The 5,983-nt window shown below is 34.7% G+C and carries 5 protein-coding genes and 2 pseudogenes; 4 read left to right on the top strand and 3 right to left on the bottom strand.

Translation table 11 applies throughout. From position 1 onward, the window contains the following. A partial coding sequence (locus ABE34_RS10480; protein WP_197142341.1) for an IS3 family transposase occupies positions 1 to 390 on the top strand: 390 nt, incomplete at its 5' end. A gap of 95 nt (positions 391 to 485) precedes the next feature. Further along, positions 486 to 768, top strand: a pseudogene (locus tag ABE34_RS25045) (IS3 family transposase); the annotation flags it as partial. 206 nt (positions 769 to 974) lie between these two features. Here the strand turns inward: ABE34_RS25045 and ABE34_RS10490 are convergent. After that, positions 975 to 1,871: a DegV family protein gene (locus ABE34_RS10490; protein WP_197142343.1), complete on the bottom strand. Its 897-nt coding sequence runs from the start codon at positions 1,869 to 1,871 to the stop codon at positions 975 to 977. A 164-nt stretch (positions 1,872 to 2,035) separates the two neighbouring features. On the opposite strand from ABE34_RS10490, the pseudogene ABE34_RS25820 reads away from it, so the two are divergent. Next, positions 2,036 to 2,260, top strand: a pseudogene (locus tag ABE34_RS25820) (IS66 family transposase); the annotation flags it as partial. A gap of 400 nt (positions 2,261 to 2,660) precedes the next feature. Here ABE34_RS25820 and ABE34_RS10500 read toward each other — a convergent pair. After that, positions 2,661 to 2,879 carry a hypothetical protein gene (locus tag ABE34_RS10500; RefSeq protein ID WP_197142344.1) on the bottom strand — a complete coding sequence of 73 codons (219 nt, stop codon included), beginning with the start codon at positions 2,877 to 2,879 and terminating at the stop codon, positions 2,661 to 2,663. Positions 2,880 to 3,285: 406 nt separating this feature from the next. On the opposite strand from ABE34_RS10500, the gene ABE34_RS10505 reads away from it, so the two are divergent. Continuing rightward, on the top strand, positions 3,286 to 4,530 hold the full coding sequence (locus ABE34_RS10505; protein ID WP_197142345.1) for a nucleoside permease: 1,245 nt from the start codon (positions 3,286 to 3,288) through the stop codon (positions 4,528 to 4,530). 71 nt (positions 4,531 to 4,601) lie between these two features. On the opposite strand, the gene ABE34_RS10510 is transcribed toward ABE34_RS10505, so the two are convergent. Further along, a protein-coding gene (locus ABE34_RS10510; RefSeq protein ID WP_430982160.1) for an IS3 family transposase occupies positions 4,602 to 5,935 on the bottom strand; the annotation gives its coding sequence in 2 pieces (ribosomal slippage) (positions 4,602 to 5,551 and positions 5,551 to 5,935; 1,335 coding nt in all). Positions 5,936 to 5,983: the final 48 nt, after the last annotated feature.

The raw sequence follows: 5,983 nt of genomic DNA on the forward strand, positions 1-5,983 counted from the left end.
GCATATGAATTATCTACTACGTTAAAGATGTCCCTTGTCTATAAGACGCTTGAAAAGTTAAAAACACATCTAGACGGCAATCTCCATCCGGAAGCGATGATTCACTCGGACCAAGGTATTCATTATACACACCCAGAATATCAGCAGCGTGTAAAAGAAATGGGACTTCTCCAGTCAATGTCCCGCAGAGGAAATTGTCTTGATAATGCGCCAATAGAATCGTTCTTCGGTCATTTCAAAGATGAAGTAGATTATAAACAAGCAGAAAGTTTGGCAGAATTACACACAATAGTGATGGATTACATGGACCATTATAATCACACACGAAAGCAATGGACATTAAAAAAGATGGCTCCGGCAACTTACCGAAGCCAACTCATTGCGGCTTAACTTAAAACTACATCCCTTTTTATTAAACTGTCTACAAAATAGGGTTCAGTTCAGTATACCGAAAAGGTGCGCTTTTTTTTTATATTTTGGGCTTACTCTATATCGGAGAAATTGTAGCGCAAACAATTGATTCTACAGAAGATACGTCATTCGTTTTGGATACTTTATATCAATTACCTGATTTACCGCAAGGCTGCATCTTGCATAGCGATCATGGTTCTGTGTACACATCATATGCGTATCAAAAATCAGTCAAAGAAAAATTACCATAAGCATGTCCCACAAAGGCACGCCCACTATAATTCCCCAATTGAAACGTTCTATCTCGACGGAATCTACCGCACGACAAATGCGTATATGATTCAAATCGTCGAAGACTAAATTACCTATAATAACAATATCCGTATTCAAACAAAATTTAACAGCCAGTCCCCCATACCTGAATGAAAACACTGCTATCATTCAAAAAATAACGTTACATCTGCCAGTTTACTTAAGCTAGAATGCTCTCTGACTGTATAATAGTTAGTTTATAGGAATTTCGCAACTTCATGTACCTACAATAATTTAGATTAAAATTATGTTTATATAGTAACTAATTCAGCTTTCTTTTTCTTAAGTGGTGCAAGCTCTGGTAGACGTACCCAACTTAAACCAAGCGTTCCTTCACCTGCATGAACCGCTACACAAGCACTTAGTGGTAATACGGAGAAGTTTATGAGCGGATATTCGTTCTCTAGAGCTTTTTTCCAAGCGGTTGCGCCTTCTTCATCATTACAGTGAATAATTGCAACTTCAGGGATAATACTTTTTTCTAAATCTGTATTTAAAACATTTTGTACATATGTTTTAGCTCTAGTCGTAGCGCGTACTTTTTCTTTCATAACGGGCTTCCCATCTTCAAATGATATGACAACTTTAATATTCAACAAGTTACTAAAAAATGCTTGAGTCCCTGAAACTCGACCACTTTTATGTAATTGTGATAAGTTAGCCGGAATAAATGAAAGCTCACTGTTATCTGCCATCTCATTGATTCTTTCAACAATATAGCCAGTTTCAAAACCTTCACGCTCTAACTGCTGACCGAGTTTAATCATTTTCATCATCGGAAATGACCCAATTTTTGAATCCACTGGATATACTTCAAATTCAGCTTGACAAGCTGCCGTGAAAGTACTTTGATACGTGCCTGAAAGATGTTGAGAGGTATGAATTGCAATTGCACATGTATACCCTTGTTCTTTTAATGATTTATATAAGTCTACAACCTCACCAATAGCAGGTTGTGATGTCTTTGGATTTTTTTTAGCATTTCGTAGCTTTTCGTAAAACTGATCATGTGTCATATCAACAGTTTCGCGTAAAGCCCCTTCTTCGAACACTATATTAAGTGGTAATACGTGAATTTGATTGTCCTGTATGAACTTTTCATCTAACAATGCTGCTGTATCTGTAACCCATGCTATTTTCTTTCCCATTTAAAAGTAATCCCCTTCATCTATCGTAGATTATTTCATTTTATCTTATGCAACTATACACAGATAAGATCATCATGAGTAGTGATATTTATAATACTGTATTTATTTTTTACAACCTTCGACATTATTTCGACAATAATTGCTATAAAAATAGCATTTTATAAGCATACGGTAAGCTATCTACTATTTCATTCACTAATTGTTGGGCGCATATACGACGTTATTGGCTGAAAGCCTATAGCAAAAATGGGTAAATCGGCTTGGATTACTGTGATCAACTGTATCGCTTAGAACGGCAATATAAGCATCTCTCACAAGGAAAGCGTCGTAAAGTACAGCAAAAGCAATCAAAACCGATTGTCGAAAAGTTTCAGGAATGGGTAGATACATTTTTTGAATACCAAAGGTTTAAATGCACAGGCTTAGTCAATGCATTCCAAACTTTATTCAAAGGTACGTTAACAATAATTTCTCGTTTTACAGAATTTTCATTTTCACATAACTATTCGGTTATATGTAAAATATATAAATATGAGCAGGAATAACGTCAAGACTTAAAAATCAACCTTGCGGCTACTTCATCATCCGGTTAAAAAGTGAGCCCCATTGTCCTTTATTGAAGTAATTGAAAATAGAAAAAAGTTACTCATTATTTTTCAAATGAGTAACTTCACTTTGTTGTAAAAAAATATGTATAGGAATGCTATCCTTTGGTTTTCTCTTCTATGTGTAATAGTGAACATCCTATTTTAGAAGGACATACATTATTTTCAGCTACTTGACATAATTTCATTCAAATAAAGAGAGAATTGCTATAATCCATACACCTATCACAAGTATTAAAAACCACCAGCCCATAAACTTTACGAATTTTTTTAAAAATGATTTCTTAATGAATTTTTCTGAAAAGGAACTCATCTTTAAAAAATTTTCAGTATTTTTTAACAGCATGTAAGAAAAACTGCCGAAAATTAACGTAACCACTATTGCCATAATAAACATTTCCAAAATACTTACTCCTAAACTTTTAATTTTAAAACGTCACTTACTAATTATATTATTTAGTAACTAGATTGCCTACCAAAAAATTCAAGAACTTGTCCTAATATAATCACGTTCTAAAATTGAAATGTACAGTTAATATCTTCCTAAATCCTCCTTGTTGTATTTCTTCACGTTCTTGCCATTTTACTAAAAAGTATATATACTATCGCATTTTTCACCAAAACAATTCTGTTACTTTGTATAGGACAATCCTTCAAAAGAAACTCCAATAAATTCGTATGATTCGGACACAAGGAGCAAATGCTGTAGATATGTTTAAAAAACCAAAGTAGTGAATTACAAAAGAAATAACTTTTTAAATGGCATTATTGCCTCAGAACAACTACATCACCTTCTATAGGAGGAAAAAATGAATATAAAATTACGGCTTAAAATAATGATTTTTCTTCAATTTTTTATTTGGGGGTCTTGGCTCGTTACATTTGGTTCTTATATGATTAATACGTTACATTTTACCGGAGCACAAGTTGGAATCGTGTATAGTTCTAACGGTCTTGCAGCCATTATTATGCCCAGTCTTATAGGTATAATTGCAGATCGTTGGGTAAAAGCCAATGTTTTATACGGAATACTGCATTTTTTCGGGGCGATTACCCTATTTATTGCGGCTCAAATTTCCGATCCTACGATGATGTTTTGGGTAATGCTCTTTAACTCAATCGTGTATATGCCAACACTTGCATTATCGAATACGATTTCTTATTTTAGTTTGGAGAACAAAGGGTTTGATATTGTAAAGGACTTCCCGCCTATTCGTGTCTATGGGACAATTGGTTTTATTCTTGCGATGTGGATTATTAGTCTTGCCAAAATTGAATTAAGTAATATTCAATTATTTATTGCTAGCGGCTCTTCGTTAGTACTTGCACTTTACACAATTTCTCTTCCGGCATGCCCAACTTCCAATGAAATAAAGGACAAGTCGTGGGTAAGCCTTTTGGGACTGGATGCTTTTGTTCTTTTTAAAGATAAAAAAATGGCTATGTTTTTAATTTTTTCAATGCTACTAGGCGTTGCGCTTCAAATTACTAATACATTCGGCGATCCATTTTTACACGACTTTGCATTGAACCCTGATTATAAAAATAGCTTTGCTGTTAAATATCCAGCTATTTTATTATCAGTGTCACAAATTTCAGAAGTCTTCTTTATTCTGACCATTCCATTCTTTTTAAGTAAGTATGGCATTAAAAAAGTAATACTCATTAGTATGATTGGATGGACATTACGTTTTGTTTTCTTTGGGTATGGAAGCCCAGTTGGCGGAGGATTTTTACTATTGCTGTTATCAATGATCGTTTACGGTTGTGCCTTTGATTTCTTTAATATTTCGGGAGCGATTTTTGTTGAAAAAGAAGTCGATCATCGAATTCGCGGCAGTGCTCAAGGATTATTTAGTACGATGGTCAATGGTATTGGCGCCTATTTAGGAGCTGTCATTAGTGGCAAAGTAGTTGATTATTTCACAGTTGAGGGCGTAAGAAATTGGCAAAATATTTGGTTGTTCTTTGGCGGTTATACGTTCGTTTTGGCCATCATTTTTGCCATCATTTTTAAATATAATCATGACAGTAACGCACTGAAAAATGGATAATATCACTTCTACAAAGAAAGAGCCTTACCATCCTAAAGTGTACCCTTTGTAAAGGACATTTTGAAAAAAAGCTAGGCTACCTCTTGAAGCTGCTGTCTGTATTTTGCAGGCGGCAGCTTTTTCAAGTTCCATTGCCCTCGATAATGGTTGTAATATATCATATAACTTTTCACTTCTCGTTTTACTTCTTCTAATGTTTCGCACGCTTTCAGATTGGTTTCATCTTTAAAATGACCGAAGAAGGATTCTTGAGGGGCGTTATCCCAACAGTTTCCTCGACGTGACATTGATTGCCCTAGTCCCATTTTCTTGACAAGTTTCTGGAATTTTGGATTCGTATAATGGACTCCTTGATCGGAATGAATAAATGCATCTTTCGTTAAATGGTGGTGATTTCGTTTTAATTTACGAAGAGTATTGAGTGCGATATCCATACTTAATGAAGCAGATACTTCATACGCTAAAATTTCGTTTGTCTCAGCGTCCTTAATCGTTGATAAATAAGCACGTTTACCGTTTCCGTACGTCAAATACGTAATATCTGTTAATAATACTTTTCCTGCTACACCTTGTTTAAAGTTACGCTGTAATTCATTTGGACATGTACGATGTTCTTTTGTCGCTTTGGCCATTCTACGTGCTGGATTCGCTTTTCGAATTAGGCATACAATCTCGAATTTCTTCATAATGCGGCGAATACGTTTTAAGTTATACGTAATCCCATATTGATTTTCTAGCGTCATTTTAATTTGACGTGCACCTTTCTTACGTCCTCGGAAATGATACGCTTTTAAAATGATTTCTTTGATTGCTGCATCTGCTAACTCATGGGCTGCACGCTTTTGTGCTGATTTTTCTGTGAAATAATTATAGTAACCTGAACGAGATACGCCCATGATTTCACATAGATAACTTACTAAACGTTTTAGTTTATATTTTTGAATCGTTTTACTGATTAATTCAAATTTTAGTTCTGTTGCGATTGTTATTTCTTCTTTAACATCTGCCTTTCGAGTAGATCGAGCTTTTTTAAAAGTTCATTCTCCGCTTGTAATAATTGATTTTTCGCTTCTAATCGTGCAATTTTTTCTTCTAAACTTAATTCCCGTTCTATTGGACGACCTGAATTCGATTTCCGTGTATCTTGTAGACCCTCTACTCCAGTTGTACGATAAGCTGCACGCCAACGCTTTCCCGCTGAACTAATGCGCTTCAAACCAATCAGTTCAACATCTAAACCGGCCTCTTCAAAAATCGTTCTTGGGAGTTTTCCTTTTTCATTTTCTGCAATAAAATGGCGTTTAAATTCCTCAGTATATGTAATCGCTTTATCACTAATAGCCTGGACATTAGGATTACATTTTAGTTGTTCTTGCTCTTTTTTAGTAAATAATCTTTTCGTCATTTATTCCGCTCCGACATCTTTTTTCTCATTATAAACAAAAGTACCCTA

Origin of the sequence: Lysinibacillus sphaericus (assembly GCF_015844675.1) — a bacterium.
GTDB classification, from domain to species: Bacteria; Bacillota; Bacilli; order Bacillales_A; family Planococcaceae; genus Lysinibacillus; species Lysinibacillus sphaericus_E.